Genomic DNA, 21051 nt, shown 5'->3' on the forward strand with positions numbered 1-21051 from the left:
TCCAGGAAGGTAAAAACACTGCGTTGGACAACTATAGTTGCTGGTCGGGCATTCGCGACTTGATGCATATCAACGGTGGCGACTGGTGGTCTGTCGGCAGGCCGGTATAATCGGCGCCCTTCGTTTTGAACCTTTTATCCGTGAGCCCCATGATCCTTCCCGAAATTCACGAGTTCCTCGGCTGCCGCACGCCCGACGGTTGGGTCCAGGCCGCGCTGGCCGATCAGGAAACGCTGCTGATCGACCACAAAAACTGCGAATTCAAGGCGGCCAGCACGGCGTTGAGCCTGATTGCCAAGTATCACTCCCACGTCGATCTGATCAACCTGATGTCGCGTCTGGCCCGGGAAGAGCTGGTGCACCACGAGCAGGTCATGCGCCTGATGAAAAGGCGCAAGATTGAACTGCGCCAGCTGTCCGCCGGGCGTTACGCCTCGGGGCTGCGCAAAGTGGTGCGCAGCCACGAGCCGGTGAAGCTGGTGGATACGCTGGTGGTCGGCGCGTTCATCGAAGCCCGCAGTTGCGAGCGTTTCGAGGCGTTGGTGCCGCATCTGGATGAGGAGCTGGGCAAGTTCTATTTCGGCCTGCTGAAAAGCGAGGCCCGGCATTTCCAGGGGTATCTGAAACTGGCCTATCAATACGGTGACGCCAAGGACATCGCCCAGGTGATCGACAAGGTGCGCGACGCCGAACAGGCGTTGATCGAGTCGCCGGATGTGGAGTTCAGGTTTCACAGTGGTGTGCCGGTCGCGGCGTGAAAACGTGTCATCTTCAATAATTGTAAAAAACTCTTAAAAGAATGAAACATCGCCAAAAACCGGCTCTCGTGGCCGGTTTTTGCTGTCTGCGATAACCGTCCCTTCACCGATTGGCGCCATAATGCCGGCCATTTCATTCAAGGGTTGGCAGACGGTCATCATGGAGAGTCTGGGTTTTGGCAAAGTATTGCTGGTGGAAGACGACGAGAAGCTCGCCGGGCTGATTGCGCATTTCCTGTCCCAACACGGTTTTGAAGTCCGCGAGGTACACCGCGGAGATCTCGCGGTAGCCGCTTTCCTTGAATTCAAACCGAAAATCGTCGTACTCGACCTGATGTTGCCGGGCCAGAGCGGCCTGCACGTGTGCCGCGAAATCCGCAGCGTATCCGACACCCCCATCGTCATTCTCACCGCCAAGGAAGACGACCTCGATCACATTCTCGGCCTGGAATCCGGTGCCGACGACTACGTGATCAAACCCATCAAGCCCCCTGTGCTGCTCGCTCGTCTGCGTGCCTTGCAACGCCGTCAGATGCCGGACAGCAGTGTGTGCAGCTCACTGGAATTCGGCCATCTGAGCATCGATCGCAGTTGCCGCGAAGTGCGCCTGGCGGGCGAAGGCATCGAGCTCACCACCATGGAATTCGAACTGCTGTGGTTGCTGGCCAGCGCCGCCGGCAAGACGCTGTCCCGCGACGACATCCTCAACCGCATGCGCGGTATCGCCTTCGACGGCCTCAACCGCAGCGTCGACGTGTACATCAGCAAACTGCGCGGCAAGCTCAAGGACAACCCGCGCGAACCGGTGTGCATCAAGACCGTGTGGGGCAAGGGTTATCTGTTCAATCCGTTTGCGTGGGAGCTGTAAATGCTGCGGTTATTTTTGGGACTGTTTCTGGTGATGACGGTTGGCCTGGTACTGGGGCTGCAAACCGTCGAGCGCACGTTCGATGCGCTGCTCGACGGTCAGATGCGCAGCTACAACCAAGAGGCGGTGCGTGGTCAGGCCTGGTCGCTGGTCGAGCAATTGCGCGGCCTGGACAGTCCGGCCCGGGAGCGACAGCTGGAAGCCATACGCCCTCACTACGGTTTGGGCCTGGCTCTGGTCGAGACCGATCAATTGTCTCTGACCGATCAGGAACAAGCCGAGTTGGCCCAGGGCCTGCTGGTGATGCGCGACAAGTACACGCAGTTCATCTCGCGCATTGACGACGGTTCGCAACTGCTCAGCATCAAGCTGCCGGCCGAGCCGAGTCTGATGCCGTTCTACATTGCCGCTGCCTATCTGATGATCGCGGTGATGATCGGTTTTGTATTGTTTTTCTGGGTGCGCCCGCACTGGCGCGATCTGGAGACACTGCGCCTGGCCGCCGAACGCTTTGGCGATAACGACCTGTCGGCGCGTATCCAGTTGTCCAAGCGCTCGAACATTCGTGACCTGGCCGAACACTTCAACCTGATGGCCGCGCGCATCGAGGGGCTGATCGCCAACCAGCGCGAGCTGACCAACGCGGTGTCCCATGAGCTGCGCACACCCATCGCGCGGTTGTCGTTCGAACTCGACCAACTCAAGCAACAGCCCGACCCAACCCAGAGCCGCGAGTTGATCGCCGACATGTACGCCGACCTCGGCGAGCTGGAAGAAATGGTTTCCGAGTTGCTGACGTACGCCAGCCTTGAACGCGGTGCTACGGTGATTACCCGGGAGAACATTCAGGCCAGCCATTGGCTAGACAGCGTGGTGGGCAGCGTGACGCTGGAGGCTGAAGCCGCCGGGGTGCAACTGCTGATTGTCGAATGCCAGGTTGACGAAGTTCGTATCGAACCGCGCTTCATGGCCCGGGCAGTGATCAATTTGCTGCGCAATGCCATTCGTTATGCCGACCAGAGGGTAGAGGTGTCGTTGGTGCGCACCGGTGATCGTTACGAGGTGCAGGTCAATGATGATGGGCCGGGCGTGCCGCTGGACGGGCGGGAGAAAATCTTCGAACCGTTCTCGCGCCTCGATGCCAGCCGCGACCGCCGCACCGGTGGTTTCGGCCTGGGCCTGGCGCTGGTGCGGCGGGTGTCTCAATCCCATGGCGGGCAAGTGGAAGTGGCGGATTCGCCGTGGGGCGGGGCGTCGTTTCGCATGACCTGGGCGCATCTGGATTAGCGGCTCAAGCCCAGGCGTTCATGCCACTGGGCAATGGACTCTACGGGGTAGACCTCGAATTGCTGGTCCCCCGGATACACCTCGACTTCCACCCACGGCGCCTTGGAGCCGAGCATCAGGTGCGTGTGCTCGGGCGGCACCGGCAACGGGGTGTCGATGGCCGAGGCAAACGGGTGAATCAGCTCCGGCCATTCAGGGCTGAACAGCCATAATCCCGAGCCGCACAGGGAACAGAAATGCCGCTCGGCGGTGCTGCGCCGGGCGCGCTTATCGCCTTCGTCCTTGAGCCGCGCATGGTAAATCGAGATGTGCTTGCGACCTCGCACCTTGAGGCTCTGGGCGTCGCCCGCCAGGTTGATCGCGTAACCGCCACCGCCCTGGGTCTTGCGACAGATGGAGCAGTAGCAACGCTGATAAGGGTAGGGGTGGGCGCTGGTCAGGCTGAACGACACCGCGCCGCAATGGCAGGAGCCTTCGAGCTGCATGGGGGCCTCCGATGGGGTTGGGATGACTCAAGACAGACTAGACCGTAAGCGTTTCTGGACAGTTGAATTTATGGTGGCCGTTCAGGCGCCTTCGCGGGCAAGACACAAGCGGGCTTGCTCGCGAAGAGCGATGACGCGGTCTGCGCTACGAGCACTGCCCCTGCGGCACCCTCAGGCAATGAGCCTCGCGACCCTCCCACTTGGCGATCACCAGTGGCGCCAGTGCATTGCCAAGCACATTCAGGGCGGTGGTCGGCATCTCCATCAACCGATAAACCCCGGCAATGAACGCGATGCCTTCCAGCGGTAATCCGGCACTGGCCAGGGTGGCCGAGAGAATCACGAACATGAACCCCGGCACGCCGGCAGCCCCTTTGGACGTCAGGACCATGGTCACCACCAGCAACGCCTGATCGCCCAGGCTCAGGTCGATGCCGTACAACTGGGCGACGAACAAGGTGCCGATACCGAGAAACAGCGACGCACCGTCAAGGTTGAAGGAATAACCCACCGGCACCACGAAACTGACCAGCGACGGGGGCACGCCATAGGTCTCGAGTTTCTTCATCAGTTGCGGCATCACCGCCGCCGAGCTGGCGCTGGAGAAGGCCAGGACCAGTTCATCCTTGATGTGGCGCATCAGCGCGAACAGGTTGATCCCGCACAGTCGCGCCACCAGGTTGAGCACCACCAGCACGAAGAACGCGATCGCCACGTAGCTGACCATGATCAGCTTGGCCAGTGGCAGCAAAGAGCTGAAACCGAAGTTTGCCACGGTCACGGCAATCATCCCGAACACACCGATCGGCGAGTAGGCCATGATCATCGATGTGACCTTGAACATCGCTTCCGAGACACCGCGCAGCAACGCGATCAACGGCTCCTTGCGTTCGTTGCCCAGCTTCGAAACGCCGAGGCCGAACATCACGGCGAAGAACAGCACCGACAGCAGACTGCCTTGGGCCATCGCGTTGATGACGTTGTCCGGAATAATGCCGACGATGATTTGCCCCAGGCTGTGCCCTCCGGCTGCGCTGCTGGTCGGCAGGGTAACGGCGGCCGCCTTGAGGCTCGCCAGATCAGTGCCGGCACCGGGTTTGAGCAGGTTGCCGATTACCAGTCCGACGATGATTGCCAGCGTGGTGATGCTGAAGAAATACGTCAGCGACTTGACCCCGATGCGGCCCAGGGATTTGCCGTCGCCATGACCGGCAATGCCGACCACCATGCAGGAAAACACAATGGGTACGACGATCATCTTCATCAGCTTGATGAAAATGTCGCCGGCCGGTTGCAGCAGGTTGTTCACCAGCCATGGACGAGACTCGGGAAAGCTGTGCAGCAGGGCGCCGATGGCAATGCCGGCGAGTAGGCCGATCATGATTTGCCAGACCAGCGCGATACGGGGCTTGTGCATGGGGGATGCCTCGATGACATGATTATGAGTGTTGTTCTAGGCAGTCAATGAGCAGCCGTCCGATGGCTGTCGGGTGTTGCGATCAGCCGTCAGCGCAAGCGTTGGCACGCTTGTTCAAGTCGACGGCAACCTTCTTCGATCACGTCCAGCGAACTGGCGAATGACAGGCGGATATACGGCGACATGCCGTATGCCGCGCCGCTGACCGTGGCCAGGCCGTGCTCCCTGAGCAGGTAGGCGACCAGTTGCGTATCGCTGTCGATGCGCTCGCCGCTGGTGGTGGTTTTGCCCATCAACCCGCTGACGTTGGCGAACACATAGAACGCCCCGTCCGGTGGGGTGAAGCTCAGGCCGTTGATCGGTTGCAACAGTTCGAGCATGCGGTCACGGCGTTGTTGGTAAACCTTGCGCATGCCGGCAATCGGTGCCTGATCTCCGGCGAAAGCCGCGACCGCTGCCGCCTGGCTGACCGAACTCGGACACGTGGTGGTCTGCGACAGCAGTTTGCCGATGGCACCGATCAACCACGCCGGACCTGCGCCAAACCCAAGACGCCAACCGGTCATGGCGTAACCCTTGGACGCGCCGTTGACGATCAGCGTGCGCGGTTTCAGGTCTGGGGCGAGCAGGGTCAGCGACACATGCCGGGCGTCGCCATAAACGAACTGCTCGTAGATTTCGTCGGCCATGATCAATACGTGAGGATGCCGACGCAGGACGTCTGCCAGTGTCAACAGCTCGGTTTCGCTGTAGACCGCGCCACTCGGGTTGTTCGGCGTGTTGAGGATCACCCATTTGCTGCGCGGGGTGATTGCCTGCTCCAGCGCCGCTGGCGAGAGCTTGAAACCGTTGGATTCATCGCCGGGAATGATGACTGGAGTGGCGTCGTTCAACCGGGCGATGTCCGGGTAAGACACCCAGTACGGCGTGTGCACGATCACTTCATCGCCCAGGTTCAGTGTTGCGGCCAGGGCGTGGTAGATGATGTGCTTGCCGCCGCAGCCGGTAACCACTTCGTCGAGCCCGTAATTCAGACCGTTATCGCGCTCAAGCTTGAGGCAGATCGCTTTTCGCAAGGCGAGTGTGCCGTGGGTGGCCGTGTAGTGCGTGTCACCGCTGTGCATCGCGGTGCTGGCGGCGTCGAGGATATGTGCCGGGGTGTCGAAATCCGGTTCGCCCATGGTGAAGTTGACGATGTCCCGACCCTGGGCGCGCAACTCTGTCACCAGTGCGTTGGCGGCGATGCTCGGCGAAGGCTGAATGCCCAGCACCCGATCAGACAAGAATGAAGTGCTCATTGTGTTCCCCTTAATCGGCCAGGCCGGCCTGCTGCAAGACCTTGTCCATCCAGCTCTGGCGCAGGGCACCGGTGGCGATTTCGGCTTTGACTTGTTCTTCGTGGGCCGCATGTTGTGCCGCGCGACGCAGTACTTCGGCAGCATCGGCCTGGGAAAACGCCACCAGGCCGTCTTCGTCGCCGACCAGCAAATCGCCCGGTTGAACCAGCATGCCGCCAATCGACACCGGTACGTTGATCTCGCCCGGACCGCTCTTGTAAGGGCCGCAGTGCACGACGCCGCGGGCGTAGCAGGGGGTATCGTCGAAACTGGCGACATCGCGAATCGCGCCGTCAATCACGAAACCGACGCAGCCACGCTGCTGGGCGTAGAGCTTGACCAGTTCGCCGATCACCGCGTTGTTGGTATCGCCCTGGGCGTCCACCACCAACACATGGCCGGGTTGCAGCATGCTCATGGCCTTGTAGATCAGCAGGTTGTCGCCCGGACGGGTTTTGACGGTCAGGGCGGTGCCGACCAATTTGCCGCTGCGGTTGTAGCGGGTCAGGCCGCGAGCACCAATGTGCCGGCCGAGGTTGTCGCTGATGTGCGGCGTGACCACATTGGCGAACGCTTCGAGCACTTCGGCAGCGGCCAGCGGTGGGTTGGGAAGAATGCGTGAACCGGGCAAGGACATGGCTGATCTCCTGAAGAATGAGTTAGCAGCCGATGAGGGCTGTGGCTCGATCTTAGGAGTGATAAACAAACAGTTTTAGCGATATTTTATTATGCGGTAGTATCGCTTTTTTTCATGTGGTGTTTGCAATGATCACCTTCAAGCAGATTGACGCGTTGTTCTGGATTGCCGAGTTGGGCAGCTTCGAAGCCGCAGCGAACAAGCTGAACATGTCTCAGTCGGCGATTTCCAAACGTATCCAGGAGCTGGAAGAAACCTTCGACGTGGAGATTTTCGACCGCAGCAAGCGCAACGCACGGCTGACCGAGAAGGGCGGCGAACTGCTGGATTACGCCAAGGATTTGCTGGAACGCCGTGACTATTTGCTGGAGCGGGTCAGCGCCCGTGAAGTATTGGTGCGCAGGTTTCGCCTCGGGGTCACCGAACTGACGGCGTTGACCTGGTTACCGGCGCTGGTCGAGTCGCTACGGCAGGCTTACCCCAAGGTGCAAATCGAGCCTTCGGTGGAACTGAGCAGCGAACTGTTTCGCAAACTGGAAAACGATCAACTCGATCTGGTCATCGTCCCGGATGTCTACAACGATGCGCGGTTCGTCAGCACCCCACTGAAGTCCGTCGAAAACGCCTGGATGTGCGCGCCAGGTCTGATTACCGACCCGGATCCGGTGAGTATCGAGCGCCTGGCCGGTTGCACGGTGTTGACCCAGGGTTCGCAGTCCGGGACAGGCTTGATCTACGAGCGCTGGATGGCCTCCCACAACGTGCAGATGCCTAAAACCATCACCAGCCATAACTTGCTGGTGCAGGTCGGATTGACCTTGTCCGGAGTTGGCGTGAGTTATTTGCCCAAGGCTTGCCTGTCGCACTTGATCGAACGAGGCGCATTGCGCGCCTTGGTGACGACGCCGGGCCTGCCACGGATTCGCTACGCCGCGTTGCACCGCACCGATCGTCAATTCGGTCTGAACCAGGATGTCGCGCAACTGGCGTTGCAGTGTTGCGATTTTTCGCGGCTGTTGCTCTAAGCACTCTGTAGCCGCCAGGCTTGCCCGCGATGAACGATAGCGCCGTCTACCGGTTAGGCACCCGCCACAAATACCACGACGCCACCGTCCGATAAGGGCTCCATGCCAGCCCGATATCAATCATCTGCTTGCGACTCGGCTGTTGTTCCAGCCCCTTCAACCGGCGATAACCCTCTCGCACTCCAAAGTCATCGGCCGGCAAAACGTCCGGGCGCTCCAGGCTGTAGATCAGCAGCATCTCCACGGTCCAGCGGCCCACTCCGCGCAAGGTGATCAAACGCTCGATCAATGCTTCATCGTCCATCGCCAGCGCCGTGGCGTAGTCCGGCACCACGCCGTCCAGAGCCGCCTGGGCGATGCCCTGAATGGTTGCGATCTTGCTGGCGGAAAAGCCGCAACCGCGCATCTGCTCGAAGTCGGTCGCCAGGATCTGCTCGGGTCTGAGGAAGGTGCTCGCGGGAAACAATGCCAGCAGCCGGCCGACAATCGCATCGCCAGCCTTTGCATGCAGTTGCTGATAGGCAATCGCCCGCACCAGCGACTCATAAGGATCGCGCGCCGCATGGGGTTGATGCAGGCAAGGGCCGATGGCGCTGATGTGGCGCTGCCAGTCGGTATCGAGGGCCGAGAGAAATTCGCTGGCCAGTTGATAGGTGTCGGGCATGGAGCATCCTGAGGGGCGGGTGGCTGCGGGAAGACTAGTCGTCTCCCCGCAGCGCCGCACTCCATTGCTTGCGGTCAAACTTTCCCGGTCGGGGCCAGCAGGGCGTTCACTTGGCTGTAGGTGAAGGCCTTGAGGTGACTGCTGTCGAGCGTGCCGGTTTGCAGAAAGCTTTTGGCCAGGCCGGCCATGGCGCCGTAGAGGAACTCGGCGATGCCCGAGCCGGCACTCAAACGGCGCACGCCAAGGGCTTGCAGTTCTTCAGGCGAAGGCAGGCCCGGGAAGCCGAGCACGTTCAGCGGCAGCGTCGTGCCGTGGCACAGGGCGTCGATCTCGTACGCCGCCGTGACGCCAGCGGCGAACAGTCCGTCGGCACCGGCCGCCTGATACAACGCGGCGCGTTTGAGCGTCTCGGCGACGCGATCTTCGGCCGGCACCAGGCCCCTGAGGTACACGTCAGTGCGGGCATTGATGAACAGCTTCACATCCCGGCGATTGGCAACCTGGCGCGCGATTTCGATCTTGCGGGCCAGCAGGTCGGGCGAGGCAGCACCGTCCTCGATATTGATCCCCACGGCACCGGCGGCGATCACCGCGTCGACCACTTGCGCAACTCGCTCCAGGTCATCGGAATAACCCGCCTCAATGTCCACGCTCAACGGCACGCTGATGACCCGGGCGATGGATTCGACGGTGGAAACCAGCCGCTCAAGCGGCAAGGTGTTGCCATCCGGATAACCATGCACCCAGGCCACCGCTGCGCTGCTGGTGGCCACGGCTTTGCTGCCCAGCTGCTCCACCAGTCGCGCCCCGGTGGCATCGGCGACGTTGGTCAGAATCAACAGCCCGCTCTGGTGCAGTTGATGGAATTGAGTGTCGAGTGTGTCCATTGAATGTCCCTCCTTATGACTTTTTATTGAAAAACAATGGAGTGATCAGAATGCCAGTTGTTGGGTGATTTGCACCGCGGCGCTTTCCAGCCTGAGCAGAAACGCTTTACGCGGTTGTCCACCACCATAGCCGGTCAACGAGCCGTCTGCGCCGATCACCCGATGACAGGGCAGCACAATCGCCAGGCGGTTTTGTCCGTTGGCCATGCCTACGGCGCGACTGGCGCCGGGCTTGCCCAGTTGCGCGGCAATCGCGCCATAGGTGCTGGTCTGGCCGTAGGGGATCTTCATCAATTCGCTCCACACCTGCTTGGCGAACGCGCTGCCGGGCAGGTGCAGGGGCACGTTGAATTCGCTCCGTTTGCCGGCGAAGTATTGCGCCAGTTCTTCTTCAATCTGCTGCAAATGGCCGTTGTGGCCGGGGGCCACGGCGTAGCCATAGTGGTTCTGCAGTTCTTCGATTTCCTTGGTCAATGCCGGTCGGTCGAGAAACTCCAATAGCACCAGCCCACGCCGTTCGGCCATGGCGATCATCGGTCCCAGTGGCGTGGTCAATCGGGTGAACAGCAACGGCTCGCTGTGGGCGGCGCGACCGGGGGTGATGTGGAATGACTTTTGAAACGCATCGCGAAAACCGCTCAAGGATTCGTAGCCGGAATCGAACGCCGCGTTGTCGATGGATTCGCCCTGTTTGATGCCACCGAGGGCGATGCCCAGGCGTCGGCTGCGCAACCAGGCGTGAAAGGTCATGCCGAAATGCTGCTTGAACCAGCGCCGCAGTTTCAGCGGCTCGATGCCCTCGGCGAGCAATTGGGCATCGGTCCAGCGCTGGTCGGGGTCGGCGTCGACGGATTTCAGCAGTCGTTGCACCCAGTCCGGCGCAATGGCCGCGGCGTCCAGCGGCTTGCACCGCAGGCAGGCCCGATAACCCGCCGACATCGCCTCATCGGCATGGGCGAAGAACTCGACGTTTTCCGGCTTCGGTTTGCGCGCCGTGCAACTGGGGCGGCAGAAGATGCCGGTGGTTTTGACCGCGGTAAAGAACACCCCCTCGTAGGCGGTGTCGCGTTCGAGCATGGCGCGAACCATCTCGGCGTGGGGCGGAAGCACAGCGTTTTGTAGGTTCATGGGCTGAGCATAAGCCGCGTTGCCTGGCGCCTCCACCGGAAAATCGACAGAGAATTTTTGTACCCTGAGCTACAGTCATCGGGTCACCGGCAATGCTGTAAACGATATGTTCAGGAATCCATCCCAATGCAAGCATTCACGATTAAACACATCGATCACATCGTCCTGCGCGTCGAGGACCTCGAACGCAGCATCGCGTTTTACGGCGAGGTACTCGGCGCCGAACTGGTCAAGCGCCGCGACGATCTGGGCCTGGTGCATTTGCGTGCGGGCACCTCGATGATCGACCTCGTCGATATCCAGGGCGAACTCGGCCGCACGGGCGGGGCTGCCGCTGGTCGCGAACGGCGCAACGTCGATCACTTCTGCCTGCGCATCGAACCGTTTGACGAGGATGCGCTGGTCAGTCACTTGCAGTCCTTCGGCCTGAAACCCGAGAAAGCCGCCGTGCGTTTTGGTGCCGAGGGCAACGGGCTGTCGATCTATTGCTTCGATCCGGACGGCAACCAGGTCGAGCTGAAAGGACCGTCCCAAGCGTAAAGGTCAGGCCCGTTTCGCCATCAACAGCACCGAAGCTGCCGCCGACAGCAACCCCGCGCAGCAACGGTTGAACATCCGCTTGCCCCGTGGTTCAGCGAACCAGCGGCGCATGTGCAGGCCCATGTAGGCGTAGGCGCTGATGGCGATCCATTCCAGCAGCAGGAACAACGCGCCGAGCACCGCGAATTGTGGCGCCACCGCCTGGGTCGGGTCGACGAACTGCGGCAGGAAGGCGGTGAACAGCAAAATGGCCTTGGGATTACCCGCTGCCACCAGAAACTCCTGCCGCGCCAGGGCCAGGATCCCCACTGGCGTGCCGGTGATGTGCTGCTCGGCCTCGGGATTGGCACGCCACAGTTGCCACGCCAGGTACAACAGGTAGGCGGCACCGATGATCTTGATCGCGTAGAACAACCATTCCGAGGTTTTCAGCACCACCGACAATCCGGCGGCGGCCAGGCCAATCATCCCGGCAAACGCCAGCAAACGCCCGACGCCGGCCACACAGGCGCGACGATAGCCATAACGGGTGGCGTTGCTGACCGACAACAGATTGTTTGGGCCGGGGGCCATGTTCAGGGCGAAGCAGGCCGGCAAAAACAGGAGGAGGGTGGCGAGGTCCATGAACGGGGCTCCAGGAACGAGAGCGGTATTTTTATCATGGGTGGTTGGTGATTTGGCCCATACAGCGGTGGATGCAAATAGCCGTACAGAGAAAAACACAGGACAGACCACGATTGTTCGGCATTTGCCTTGAATCGTGGTCTGTCCCTTTTTGCGTTTAGACTTCGGCAGTTCCTACGCCGGACGCGGTGCTTCTACGGGCGGGGTGCCGTCGTGGAACATTGTCTTCAGTTGAGCACGCAGTTCTGGTGAATCGGTGTGCTTGTGAACACTGACCGCATGCTGTGCCGCGGCCTCCAGCAGTTCGTTTTCAGAGTCTGCGGACAGTGCGACCGAGCATTTGGAAGCGCTTGGGAACTCGCGGCAGTCGATGTATTTACGCGCCATGATCTTCTCCTCCCTACGATGAAGGCAGGCTGTGGCCTGCGTGAACGATCACTCGACGCGCCCCGCATCGAGTGTGCCGACTCTTGAAGTATAGGCCCGCCATAAGGTGCCTCGTGACGGTCTTGCAACCTACAGGAAGTGACATGCGTCGCGGGACAGGCAAGGGTTGTTTTCTTCAATACAGCATTCCCCTGGCTCTTTACCTTGAGCCCTGGTTCAACTGAATTGAAGAAGGTATGCAATGAGTCTGATTCTTTCCATGGCGGCGTTTGCCTTGGTCGCTTCCATTACACCGGGGCCGGTGAACATTGTGGCGTTGAGTTCGGGGGCGCAGTTCGGTTTTCGCGCCAGTCAGCGACATGTCGCCGGAGCAACGCTGGGTTTCGTTTTATTGCTGGTATTGATGGGATTGGGGTTGCATGAGGTATTGCGGTTGTGGCCGGCGCTGACGCAAGTGGTGCAACTGGCGGGTGTTGCGTTTCTGTTGTTCATGGCCTGGAAACTGGCGGCGGACGATGGCCGCATCGATGCGGATAAATCGCGCCGGGCGCCGTCGATGTTATATGGCGCGATGATGCAATGGCTCAATCCGAAAGCCTGGCTGGCCTGTGTAGCGGGCATGGGCGCGTTCGTCGCGGACGGTGAGGCGCGGCTGGTCTGGCAGTTTGCGGCGGTGTATCTGGTGATCTGCTATGTGTCAGTCGGCTGTTGGGCGTATGCCGGGACATGCCTGCAGGGTTATCTGAATAATCCTGTAGGCATGCGATGGTTCAACCGGCTCATGGCATTGTTGCTAGGGCTGAGTGCGGTGTATTTGTTGCTTTCCTAAGCAACATACCCTCAGTCATTCACCTTAATCGAGTCCGTGCAGCAAACTGAACTCTTGTTTTGTCAGCGGTGTGAACCGGTTGTTTCGAAGCTGGCTGATGGCATACAGGGCACGACCCGTACGGCCATTGCCGTCGCCTAGACCGTGGAAACCTACGACGGTCGCCAGCAACTGTTTGTCGAAATGCTCATGACTGGAGTTCAGTGTTTTCAGATGCTGTTCCATCGCGGCGAATCCACTGATGTTGCTAGCGTATTTCTTGTCATTGACGCCCACGCGCACGACGTCCGAGGTGGCTGGCGCGATACGGGCATGCAGCTGTTTGATCACGGTTGGATCAGTCAGTGCTTTTTGATTGCCGGCGTACTCGCGCAGTACCGAAACGATGCTGTCGAGGTCGTTGCCAGGGGAGGTAGAACCATTGACGATCCAGGCACCGGCCCTTTGCGAGTTATCGGTAAAACCCATTGGATTGAAGGCTGACTCTGGCATGACTTGATTGAATGGAGCCTTGCCCAGGTTTTTCTCTAATAGATTTTGTTGGTAATTCTTCATGTAGGTGACGTTTTTCGCTTCGACCTGGGCAAAGGTTGCCAGTGTATCGGCGTAACCTTGAGCACCGGATGCGGAGCGGGCGCTGGTGTAGCTGTATTGAGCTTTTTCCAGGACTGCCTTGAAAAGATCTTCAACAGGCGTTCGACCGATCAATCCCTGCAGATCTTGCGCTTGCTTGAGTCCGAGCGCCGATTCAACAAGCGCATTGTTGAACAGATGCTCCAGTTCGGACGGCAGAGCGCCATCTGGCAGTCGACTGTGCTTGTTGCCCAGGCGGGTCACAATCTGTTCAACGGTTTGAATGCTGTCGTCCTTGAACAGCGCTCGACCATGGGCAACCGTGTCCAGCGACATTCGAATCCGGGGGCCTGCGCCGGTATGGTTGATGGCCCGGAGCAGATCATAGCTGTTCGCGCCCGTCAGATAGCGCAACTGCCGCCGAGCCAGATACGGGGTGGAGAGCGCATGAGCGCCTAGTTTCTTCACGCCCCGAGCCAATAGTTTTCCGCCGCCCTTGAGCAGTTGAGGCACTCCGTCAATGGGGTTGAAAAGGCTGATGACAGTACTGCCAACAACTTTGGACGTGGAAAGGAGTTTGGAGACCAGGGTCGTGGCCTTGGCGCTGATAGCGGTAACTTTAATGCCGACGACGGCAAAGGAAACAGCGAGGGCCGCCGCGTCCATGACACAGCCGTGAATAGCGCGGTTTTGTCGGGCAGCAACCCCCGAGGAAAGCTCCTCGACGCACTCCTTGAACGGAATGATCAGGTTCAGAATGAATGTGAAGATGGCGTCGGTCTTTTCAATCGCTTTTTCCCGTCGTGTCTGATCGAGGCCCAGTTGCATCAGTTCATCTACAGTGAAATAGGGGTTCTCTTTTGCAATAAGGTCGCTGATTGCTTCTTTTCGCGTGGAACGAAAGTAACGGTTCGGCGAGGGGGGGCCTGCACTGGCCGACGATGGGTTGAATTCTCCGATCTTGCGGATAAAAAAGGCGGACCGGGAATAGCTGCGGGGGGCCGTGTTCGCTCGATAAGCCTGTATATCCAGACGGCCTTCCAAATGGTGTTTGTGGTTCACAAACGTCGCTACAGCGGACCCACTGGCCATGAAGAGAGGGCGAAACACTTCGCCAAGTTCCTCGCTGTATACGCATTCCGTCCTCATTGGAAACAGTTGATAACAACGAAGCTCTGAATCAAGTACCGCACAAATGAGAACGCCATAACGGCCCGTCTTCCCTGGAACGGGCGTCGCTGGTCTGACTACGCCCGTCGGGTTGGGAATATTGGTAAATCGGGTGGTTGTGTATTCCTGAACACTATAGATACCCAGGTGGCCGTCCTCGATGAACGACCTGTCCGTCGGGCTTAGTTGCGAGAAGGTAACGCTGATAATGGCCGCCAATGCTTCGGTCATTGAGTTGTGATGATTGTGGATCGCTTGCTGAAATAGATCCGCAACGGGGTACATGTCAGCCAGATCAGGAAAGGACTCGTAAATGCTGGTGCCTTTGGCTCGATCCCAATCCCGGGTGTGAAGCTCATCGCCCAGGTAAAGATCGACAACCGATACCCGCCTTCCTGCGCCGCCGCCCGTTCCGCGATGTTTGACCAACAGTTCCTCGGGGTCACAATCCGGCACCTGGGATTTCAGTTCTTTAAGCGCGAGCGCCTTGCGATGGGGCGGCGGTTTGCCCAGATCAATCAAGGCGCTCGTCATCATGTCCGCATGTTGCTTGTACTCATCCATCGCCACCGTAACGGCTTGCTGATTGAGGTTGCCCTCTGAATCCCGGGAGATCAGGTCGTTCATCAGCGCCCAAGTGATCACCGGGTCAGCCGAGTGTGCGGCAAACACTGCTTTGAGCTCGGGTGTCAATTGCGATGCGCGGGCGAACCCCAGCAGGTGTTGGTAGGCCATGCTCCGGGAAACACCGGGGGTGATCGCTTCGGCAAAGTGTACGGCCTGGGTGAAGACGACCCACGCCGGTGTGCCGATACGCAGATTGGACGGCAGTTCATCGGCAAGATATTCCGGCGCCATGCCACCCAGGACCAGTTCCGCGACGAGCGGGGCAATCATGGCGTCGAGCTTGAGTTGGCTGACCAGATGCTGTTCAAGTTGCGTGCGGACCGCTGAGGGGGAAAGCAGTAAATGACGTTTCGAGTAGAGGTCAAAACCTGCAAACGAGGTATTGGCGCTGTCCAGTTCCGGATCAAGGTCAAGCAGCATCACCGCAATCATCAGCTGTTCGATGAACTGCTCGGTGGGCTTGGGGCCGTTTTCATCTGCGAACCAGCCTAATGCCGTCATGAACGCATGCCCATTATTCGCGCTCGACACTGCAATATCGATCAGCCGTGTCAGACGGTAACCTTGGCTGGTGGGCAGTTTGTCGGCGGAAAAGCTTTCAAGTTTCAGCGCATGGCCATAAAGCGAAACCAAAGGAAGTTCGCCTCCGGTTTCTTCCTCGATCACATCGCGAATGAGGGCGCGATTTTTCTCCGTGAGTTCGAACGGTGAGTCTTTGGGAGGGCTCAGCAACTCCCAGTAGTTCCCATAGGGCGACGGTGCTGGAAGGGGGGTGACATTCAGTAAATCAATTAACTCTTTTGCACTTTCCACGCTGGCCGGAAGTGGCAAGCTGTGAAAACGCAACCACTGACTTATTGTGATTTTTTCGGTGGACGTCACCCATCCGCCAGTCAGCTTGGCACTGCCTGAAAGGAGGCGTAGTTGTTCATCGATATCGGCAACGCCAGTTAAGTGATGGGCGATATCGTTACGCTCGGAGAAGAAACTGACAGTGATCAGCTCACCGTTGGCTTCACGGGTACTGATGTTGTCATAGGAATAAAAGAGTTGGCCGTGTTCATTGACATGAAAGATGTTTGTTCGGGAGATGCCTTGTTCGACTGCGATTTTTTTGAAGTCGGGTTGCCGGCTGAGCCTCGCCAGGCAGGTAGTAGCTGGACGATGTAGTTGGGAGAAGTCGGAATTCGGGTCACAGGTAACTGATACACGATCCCACGACCATCCAACGGTTGCCATGACGTCTTCATCGCTGAGGAAGTTGGCGATGGCTTCAATGACTAATTGTTTTTCGCGTTGGTTGCTGGAATGAAATACGTTGTTGTTCGGCGTGTTCAAGTAAGAAGCTCCATCTTCTGATATTGGGTTGTAGCGTGGGAAGGGAGCTTAAATAAGAGTTTGGAGTGTTGTCATATTAGTTATATGACTTTGTATGAATTTTACCGGCATGGCTCGTGGGTTTATATTAACTAACCTGTTTTTGACAGGGGCGCATGTCGACATATTAACTTACCCGCGATATTGCCCTGGTGTCGCCGCCAGATGTTGCTTGAACGCCCGCTGAAAATGCGCCTGATCAGCAAATCCGGCCTCCAATGCGACATCGGCGATCAGCCTGCCGCTACGCAGTCGATCCCGGGCGAACTGGATGCGCCGGTTGACCAGAAATGCATGGGGCGTCATGCCGTAATGCTGTTTGAAGGCGCGGATAAGGTAGGACGGCGACAGTTGCGCCGCTTCGCAAATGTCTTCGAGCTTGAGCTGATGCGTGCAGTTATCGCGGATGTAGTCGGCGGCCCGTTCGAGCTTGAAATTGGGTTCGCGCAGCGGTTGATCGACCGGGTTGAGCCGCTGTTGCACCTCGGTGAAAAACTCCACCGCCGCGCTGTGCTTGCGCAGCACGTCTTGCTGCTGATCGATCAACACCTCGTATACGTTCTTCAGGCCGGCAAACAGCTCGAGATCGCGATTGTGGGTGATGGAAAACCGGCGAAACGCCGAATCCTGGCTGAAGCCGAGCTGATGCTGCAAGTCAGTCAGCCAAGGCGTCTCGACGTACAGCATCAGGTACGACCAAGGCTGGTCATCGATCGGATTGCAGGCATGCACATCGCCGGGGTTCATCAACACCACGGTACCGGCGCTGACCTGAAACTCCGATTGCTCGTGGATGTAGGTGCTGCGCCCAGCGGTGATAGCACCGATGGAAAAGTGTTCGTGGGAATGCCGGGCGTAGCAGACCTCGCGGCCGTCGGCGATGGAGCGGGCTTCGATGAAGGGCAGGGCGTCGTCGCGCCAGAAACGCGGGGCTTTGTCTGCATCTTTGGCGACGGTGTGCTTCATCTCGATGTCCTTGGCGGGCCAGTGCCTGAGTGTATTAGCTCTGGCCCGCAAAGGCTCGTTCCAGTTCGGCGATGTCGAGCTTTTTCATTTGCAGCATCGCTTGCATCGCGCGCTGGGACTTGTGCGTATCGGGGTCTTGCATCATGTGCATCAGCGCGATCGGCACGATCTGCCATGACACGCCGAATTTATCCTTGAGCCAACCACATTGCTGCGCCTGCACAGGCCCACCGGCGGACAGGTTGCCCCAGAAGTGGTCGACTTCCTCCTGATTCTGACAATTGACCTGGAACGACACCGCTTCGTTGAAGGTGAACACTGGCCCGCCATTGAGACCGGTGAAGGTCTGGCCATCAAGCTCGAAGCTGACCGTCATCACCGAACCTTCCGGGCGGCCGTGGATTTCCTGACCGGCCTTGCCGTAATGGGTGATGGCGGTGATTTTCGAGTGATCGAAGATCGAGCAATAGAATTTCGCCGCCGTTTCGGCCTGATCGTCAAACCACAGGCAGGGCGTGATTTTTGGAAAGCGTTGCATGGCGGTTGTCCTCGGCAGGTTGAACACACTGGATTATCAGATTAGCCAGTCCGCAGTAGACGGGTGGCGCCGTAGATCGACAAGTCCGTAGCAGCTGCCGAGCTGTGCGAGGCTGCTGCTACGGGACGGGAGCGACCGGTGGTCGATGAACATGGCTTGTGGGTCAAATTGCGCTTAGCTGTAGGGATGACCCAAGGCGCCGCGTAGGTATTTCGCTGCCACAACGGCGCCCCTTCAGAACACCGTGAGTCTGAGGAAATCAGCCATGCTGACCCTGAATATCAATGGCAAGGACCAGGAACTGGATGTCCCCGCGGACATGCCGTTGCTCTGGGTTCTGCGCGATGTCGCGCACCTGACGGGCACCAAATTCGGTTGCGGCATGGCCCAGTGTGGCGCCTGCACCGTCCACGTCGACGGCGCGCCGCTGCGCTCTTGCATCACGCCCGCCACGGCGGTGGCCCACGGGCAGAAAATTCTCACCATCGAAGGCCTGTCCAGCGACGGCTCGCACCCGGTGCAACAGGCCTGGGCCGAACTCGATGTGGTTCAGTGCGGTTATTGCCAGTCCGGGCAGATCATGTCGGCGGCCGCGTTGCTGGCGAAGATCCCCAAGCCTACCGACAGCGACATCGACCAGGCGTTGTCCGGCAACATTTGCCGCTGCGGCACCTACCCAAGAATCCGCGCCGCGGTCAAACGCGCTGCCGAGATCGGGTGAGGCGACGTTGAAGCCACGTTGAAGGGAGTCTGAGCAATGAACAGCATCAACCCTGTTTCGCGTCGCGGTTTTCTCAAGGGCAGTGCCGTGTTGGGAGGCGGTCTGGTGGTGGCGTTTGTCATTCCTGGCGGCCATCGCTTCGCCTTCGGTGCCGAGAATCAAGGAGAGGTGTTCGCGCCCAATGCCTTTTTACGCATCGGCAACGACAACAGCGTCACTGTGCTGCTCGGCCATTCGGAAATGGGCCAGGGCATCTGGACCGGCCTGACCATGTTGATCGCCGAAGAACTGGACGCCGATTGGTCGAAAATACGCGTCGAACACGCGCCAGCCTCGGCCGCCGAGTATGGCCTGCCGGCGTTTGGCGGGATGCAGATCACCGGCGGTTCGACCTCGACCTGGATGGAGTTCGATCGCTATCGCCAGGCTGGAGCGGCGGCGCGCCTGATGCTGATCGAGGCGGCGGCCAAGCGATTCGACATGGCGCCCTCGCAGATCCACACCGAATCGGGCGTGGTCATTGCCGGCGACAAACGCGCCACTTACGGCGAACTGGCGGATGACGCCGGCAAGTTGCCGGTGCCGGATCCAGCCTCGATCAAGTTCAAGGAAGCCAAGGACTGGAAGGTCATCGGCAAACCCACCAAGCGCCTCGATACCCCGGAGAAAATCACCGGGCAGGCGAAGTTCGGCATGGACGTGCAATTCGACGGGCTCATGACTGCGGTGGTCGCTCGGCCGCCAGTGTTCGGTGGTAGCGTCAAATCCTTCGAAGGCGCCGAGGCGCTGGCGGTGCCTGGCGTGCACAAAGTGGTGCAGGTGCCCACGGGAGTCGCGGTGATTGCCGATCATTATTGGGCGGCGAAGCTGGGGCGCGATGCGCTGAAGGTTGTATGGGAACCGGGGCCGAACGCCGGGCTCGACAGCCAGCAACTGCTGGAAAGCTTCCGTAAACTCGCCGCCACCCCCGGGACCTCGGTCAGCCAGGCCGGGGACGCGACGGTCATGTTTGGCAGGGCGGCGAAGACTATCGAGGCCGAATACAGCGTGCCGTACCTGGCCCACGCACCGATGGAACCGCTCAATTGCACGGTGAAAATCACCAAGGACAAATGCGAAATCTGGACCGGCACGCAGTTCCAGACCCTGGATCAGATGATCGCGGGGAAGATCACCGGGCTCAAACCCGAACAGGTCGAGATCCACACCCAATTCCTCGGTGGCGGCTTCGGGCGTCGGGCCAACCCGACCTCGGATTTTGTCAGCGAGGCGGTGTACGTCGCCAAAGCGGCGGGCGAACCGGTGAAAACCGTCTGGTCCCGAGAGGATGACATTCGCGGCGGTTACTATCGCTCGGCATTCCTGCATCAGGCACGCATCGGGCTGGACGCCGACGGTATGCCGATCGCCTGGAAGCATGTGCTGGTCGGGCAGTCGATCATGGCCGGCACGTCGTTCGAGGCGACCATGGTCAAGGACGGTGTCGACAAAACCTCCGTCGAAGGTGTGGCCGACAGTCCTTATTTTGAGGGGCTGGCCAATCACCTGATCGACCTGCATTCCCCGCAAACCGGCATCAGCGTGCTGTGGTTGCGGTCGGTGGGGCATACCCATACGGCATTCGTCATGGAGTCGTTGATCGATGAGTTGGCCGAGGCGGCCGGCAAGGATCCGGTGGAATACCGACGAACCTTGCTCAAGGCGCATCCACGGCATCTGGGGGTGCTGAATCTGGCAGTGGAGAAAGCCGACTGGAAAGCGCCGTTGCCGGACGGCCACGCATTGGGCGTGGCGGTGCATGAGTCTTTCGGCAGCTACGTCGCCCATGTGGCGGAGGTGTCGCAGGACAACCTGGCGATTCGCGTACACCGGGTGGTGTGTGCGGTGGACTGCGGCATTGCGGTCAACCCGCAGAGCATCGCCGCGCAGATGGAGTCAGGCATCACCTTCGGTCTCGGATTTACCTTGCACAGCAAACTGACGTTCAAGAACGGCCAGGTGCAGCAATCCAATTTTCACGACTATCAGGTGTTGCGCCTGAACGAAATGCCCGTGGTCCAAGTGCATATCGTCCCCAGCACCGACAAACCCGGCGGCATCGGCGAGGTTGGTGTACCGCCCGTGGCGCCGGCCGTGGCGAACGCGGTGTTTGCCCTGACCGGGCAGCGTCTGCGGGAACTGCCGCTGCAATTGTCGGGGGTGTGAC

Annotated in this window: 20 protein-coding genes; 8 read left to right on the forward strand and 12 right to left on the reverse strand. The window is 59.5% G+C overall.

The annotated features are described in order from the left end of the window. The first annotated feature begins 149 nt into the window (after positions 1-149). From ACEN8R_RS08145 to ACEN8R_RS08155, 3 genes are all read left to right on the forward strand, one after another. Positions 150-758: a MiaE family protein gene (locus ACEN8R_RS08145; RefSeq protein ID WP_018929651.1), complete on the forward strand. Its 609-nt coding sequence runs from the start codon at positions 150-152 to the stop codon at positions 756-758. 160 nt (positions 759-918) lie between these two features. Further along, positions 919-1626, forward strand: a complete 708-nt coding sequence (locus tag ACEN8R_RS08150; RefSeq protein ID WP_064621290.1) for a winged helix-turn-helix domain-containing protein — start codon at positions 919-921, stop codon at positions 1624-1626. Next, on the forward strand, positions 1627-2913 hold the full coding sequence (locus ACEN8R_RS08155) for an ATP-binding protein (RefSeq protein ID WP_018929649.1): 1287 nt from the start codon (positions 1627-1629) through the stop codon (positions 2911-2913). Here ACEN8R_RS08155 and ACEN8R_RS08160 read toward each other — a convergent pair. The 4 genes from ACEN8R_RS08160 to ACEN8R_RS08175 all read right to left on the reverse strand — a co-directional run bounded on the left by ACEN8R_RS08160 (position 2910) and on the right by ACEN8R_RS08175 (position 6789). After that, entirely contained in the window at positions 2910-3398 is a 489-nt protein-coding gene (locus tag ACEN8R_RS08160; RefSeq protein ID WP_019648936.1) for a GFA family protein, read from the reverse strand. The genes ACEN8R_RS08155 and ACEN8R_RS08160 overlap by 4 nt on opposite strands. Before the next feature lie 145 nt (positions 3399-3543). Beyond that, positions 3544-4815 (reverse strand): cation:dicarboxylate symporter family transporter, encoded by a 1272-nt coding sequence (locus tag ACEN8R_RS08165; RefSeq protein ID WP_018929647.1) that lies wholly within the window; start codon positions 4813-4815, stop codon positions 3544-3546. Between the two features lie 89 nt (positions 4816-4904). After that, positions 4905-6113 carry a pyridoxal phosphate-dependent aminotransferase gene (locus ACEN8R_RS08170; protein ID WP_018929646.1) on the reverse strand — a complete coding sequence of 403 codons (1209 nt, stop codon included), beginning with the start codon at positions 6111-6113 and terminating at the stop codon, positions 4905-4907. A gap of 10 nt (positions 6114-6123) precedes the next feature. Continuing rightward, positions 6124-6789, reverse strand: coding sequence for an RraA family protein (locus tag ACEN8R_RS08175; RefSeq protein ID WP_018929645.1), 666 nt, complete (start codon positions 6787-6789; stop codon positions 6124-6126). 128 nt (positions 6790-6917) lie between these two features. Here ACEN8R_RS08175 and ACEN8R_RS08180 point away from each other — a divergent pair, with 128 nt between their 5' ends. Beyond that, positions 6918-7814 carry a LysR family transcriptional regulator gene (locus tag ACEN8R_RS08180; RefSeq protein ID WP_018929644.1) on the forward strand — a complete coding sequence of 299 codons (897 nt, stop codon included), beginning with the start codon at positions 6918-6920 and terminating at the stop codon, positions 7812-7814. A 46-nt stretch (positions 7815-7860) separates the two neighbouring features. On the opposite strand, the gene ACEN8R_RS08185 is transcribed toward ACEN8R_RS08180, so the two are convergent. From ACEN8R_RS08185 to ACEN8R_RS08195, 3 genes are all read right to left on the reverse strand, one after another. Next, positions 7861-8478: a DNA-3-methyladenine glycosylase family protein gene (locus tag ACEN8R_RS08185; RefSeq protein ID WP_018929643.1), complete on the reverse strand. Its 618-nt coding sequence runs from the start codon at positions 8476-8478 to the stop codon at positions 7861-7863. Positions 8479-8552: 74 nt separating this feature from the next. Beyond that, positions 8553-9365, reverse strand: a complete 813-nt coding sequence (locus ACEN8R_RS08190) for an isocitrate lyase/PEP mutase family protein (RefSeq protein WP_018929642.1) — start codon at positions 9363-9365, stop codon at positions 8553-8555. Between the two features lie 45 nt (positions 9366-9410). After that, complete coding sequence (locus ACEN8R_RS08195; protein WP_138867728.1) at positions 9411-10493, reverse strand: bifunctional transcriptional activator/DNA repair enzyme AdaA; 1083 nt, start codon at positions 10491-10493, stop codon at positions 9411-9413. A 126-nt stretch (positions 10494-10619) separates the two neighbouring features. On the opposite strand from ACEN8R_RS08195, the gene ACEN8R_RS08200 reads away from it, so the two are divergent. Beyond that, entirely contained in the window at positions 10620-11033 is a 414-nt protein-coding gene (locus tag ACEN8R_RS08200) for a VOC family protein (protein WP_018929640.1), read from the forward strand. Positions 11034-11036: 3 nt separating this feature from the next. Here the strand turns inward: ACEN8R_RS08200 and ACEN8R_RS08205 are convergent, their stop codons facing one another. Then, entirely contained in the window at positions 11037-11657 is a 621-nt protein-coding gene (locus tag ACEN8R_RS08205) for a LysE family translocator (protein ID WP_019579340.1), read from the reverse strand. Positions 11658-11831: 174 nt separating this feature from the next. Continuing rightward, positions 11832-12044 carry a DUF1059 domain-containing protein gene (locus ACEN8R_RS08210; RefSeq protein ID WP_007937743.1) on the reverse strand — a complete coding sequence of 71 codons (213 nt, stop codon included), beginning with the start codon at positions 12042-12044 and terminating at the stop codon, positions 11832-11834. Positions 12045-12285: 241 nt separating this feature from the next. Between ACEN8R_RS08210 and ACEN8R_RS08215 the strand changes: the two genes are divergently transcribed. Beyond that, positions 12286-12873, forward strand: a complete 588-nt coding sequence (locus tag ACEN8R_RS08215; protein WP_018929638.1) for a LysE family translocator — start codon at positions 12286-12288, stop codon at positions 12871-12873. 24 nt (positions 12874-12897) lie between these two features. On the opposite strand, the gene ACEN8R_RS08220 is transcribed toward ACEN8R_RS08215, so the two are convergent. The 3 genes from ACEN8R_RS08220 to ACEN8R_RS08230 all read right to left on the reverse strand — a co-directional run bounded on the left by ACEN8R_RS08220 (position 12898) and on the right by ACEN8R_RS08230 (position 18124). Further along, positions 12898-16581 (reverse strand): hypothetical protein, encoded by a 3684-nt coding sequence (locus ACEN8R_RS08220; protein ID WP_495624746.1) that lies wholly within the window; start codon positions 16579-16581, stop codon positions 12898-12900. A gap of 171 nt (positions 16582-16752) precedes the next feature. Then, positions 16753-17586 carry an AraC family ligand binding domain-containing protein gene (locus ACEN8R_RS08225; protein WP_495624747.1) on the reverse strand — a complete coding sequence of 278 codons (834 nt, stop codon included), beginning with the start codon at positions 17584-17586 and terminating at the stop codon, positions 16753-16755. A 34-nt stretch (positions 17587-17620) separates the two neighbouring features. Next, the gene (locus ACEN8R_RS08230; protein ID WP_018929635.1) at positions 17621-18124 is read right to left on the reverse strand and encodes a VOC family protein; all 504 of its coding nucleotides are present in this window, start codon (positions 18122-18124) and stop codon (positions 17621-17623) included. A gap of 265 nt (positions 18125-18389) precedes the next feature. On the opposite strand from ACEN8R_RS08230, the gene ACEN8R_RS08235 reads away from it, so the two are divergent. Next, on the forward strand, positions 18390-18845 hold the full coding sequence (locus ACEN8R_RS08235) for a (2Fe-2S)-binding protein (RefSeq protein ID WP_007937751.1): 456 nt from the start codon (positions 18390-18392) through the stop codon (positions 18843-18845). 36 nt (positions 18846-18881) lie between these two features. Beyond that, complete coding sequence (locus ACEN8R_RS08240; protein ID WP_495624748.1) at positions 18882-21050, forward strand: xanthine dehydrogenase family protein molybdopterin-binding subunit; 2169 nt, start codon at positions 18882-18884, stop codon at positions 21048-21050. Position 21051: the final 1 nt, after the last annotated feature.

This window comes from Pseudomonas sp. Pseusp15 (assembly GCF_059492165.1).

Excerpts from the sequence above, each read along its gene's own strand:
- ACEN8R_RS08170 (WP_018929646.1), bottom strand. The coding sequence starts at position 6,113 with ATGAGCACTTCATTCTTGTCTGATCGGGTGCTGGGCATTCAGCCTTCG.
- ACEN8R_RS08150 (WP_064621290.1), top strand. The coding sequence starts at position 919 with ATGGAGAGTCTGGGTTTTGGCAAAGTATTGCTGGTGGAAGACGACGAG.
- ACEN8R_RS08155 (WP_018929649.1), top strand. The coding sequence starts at position 1,627 with ATGCTGCGGTTATTTTTGGGACTGTTTCTGGTGATGACGGTTGGCCTG.
- ACEN8R_RS08230 (WP_018929635.1), bottom strand. The coding sequence starts at position 18,124 with ATGCAACGCTTTCCAAAAATCACGCCCTGCCTGTGGTTTGACGATCAG.
- ACEN8R_RS08210 (WP_007937743.1), bottom strand. The coding sequence starts at position 12,044 with ATGGCGCGTAAATACATCGACTGCCGCGAGTTCCCAAGCGCTTCCAAA.
- ACEN8R_RS08190 (WP_018929642.1), bottom strand. The coding sequence starts at position 9,365 with ATGGACACACTCGACACTCAATTCCATCAACTGCACCAGAGCGGGCTG.
- ACEN8R_RS08175 (WP_018929645.1), bottom strand. The coding sequence starts at position 6,789 with ATGTCCTTGCCCGGTTCACGCATTCTTCCCAACCCACCGCTGGCCGCT.
- ACEN8R_RS08225 (WP_495624747.1), bottom strand. The coding sequence starts at position 17,586 with ATGAAGCACACCGTCGCCAAAGATGCAGACAAAGCCCCGCGTTTCTGG.
- ACEN8R_RS08185 (WP_018929643.1), bottom strand. The coding sequence starts at position 8,478 with ATGCCCGACACCTATCAACTGGCCAGCGAATTTCTCTCGGCCCTCGAT.
- ACEN8R_RS08205 (WP_019579340.1), bottom strand. The coding sequence starts at position 11,657 with ATGGACCTCGCCACCCTCCTCCTGTTTTTGCCGGCCTGCTTCGCCCTG.
- ACEN8R_RS08180 (WP_018929644.1), top strand. The coding sequence starts at position 6,918 with ATGATCACCTTCAAGCAGATTGACGCGTTGTTCTGGATTGCCGAGTTG.
- ACEN8R_RS08235 (WP_007937751.1), top strand. The coding sequence starts at position 18,390 with ATGCTGACCCTGAATATCAATGGCAAGGACCAGGAACTGGATGTCCCC.
- ACEN8R_RS08215 (WP_018929638.1), top strand. The coding sequence starts at position 12,286 with ATGAGTCTGATTCTTTCCATGGCGGCGTTTGCCTTGGTCGCTTCCATT.
- ACEN8R_RS08165 (WP_018929647.1), bottom strand. The coding sequence starts at position 4,815 with ATGCACAAGCCCCGTATCGCGCTGGTCTGGCAAATCATGATCGGCCTA.
- ACEN8R_RS08160 (WP_019648936.1), bottom strand. The coding sequence starts at position 3,398 with ATGCAGCTCGAAGGCTCCTGCCATTGCGGCGCGGTGTCGTTCAGCCTG.
- ACEN8R_RS08195 (WP_138867728.1), bottom strand. The coding sequence starts at position 10,493 with ATGAACCTACAAAACGCTGTGCTTCCGCCCCACGCCGAGATGGTTCGC.
- ACEN8R_RS08145 (WP_018929651.1), top strand. The coding sequence starts at position 150 with ATGATCCTTCCCGAAATTCACGAGTTCCTCGGCTGCCGCACGCCCGAC.
- ACEN8R_RS08240 (WP_495624748.1), top strand. The coding sequence starts at position 18,882 with ATGAACAGCATCAACCCTGTTTCGCGTCGCGGTTTTCTCAAGGGCAGT.
- ACEN8R_RS08200 (WP_018929640.1), top strand. The coding sequence starts at position 10,620 with ATGCAAGCATTCACGATTAAACACATCGATCACATCGTCCTGCGCGTC.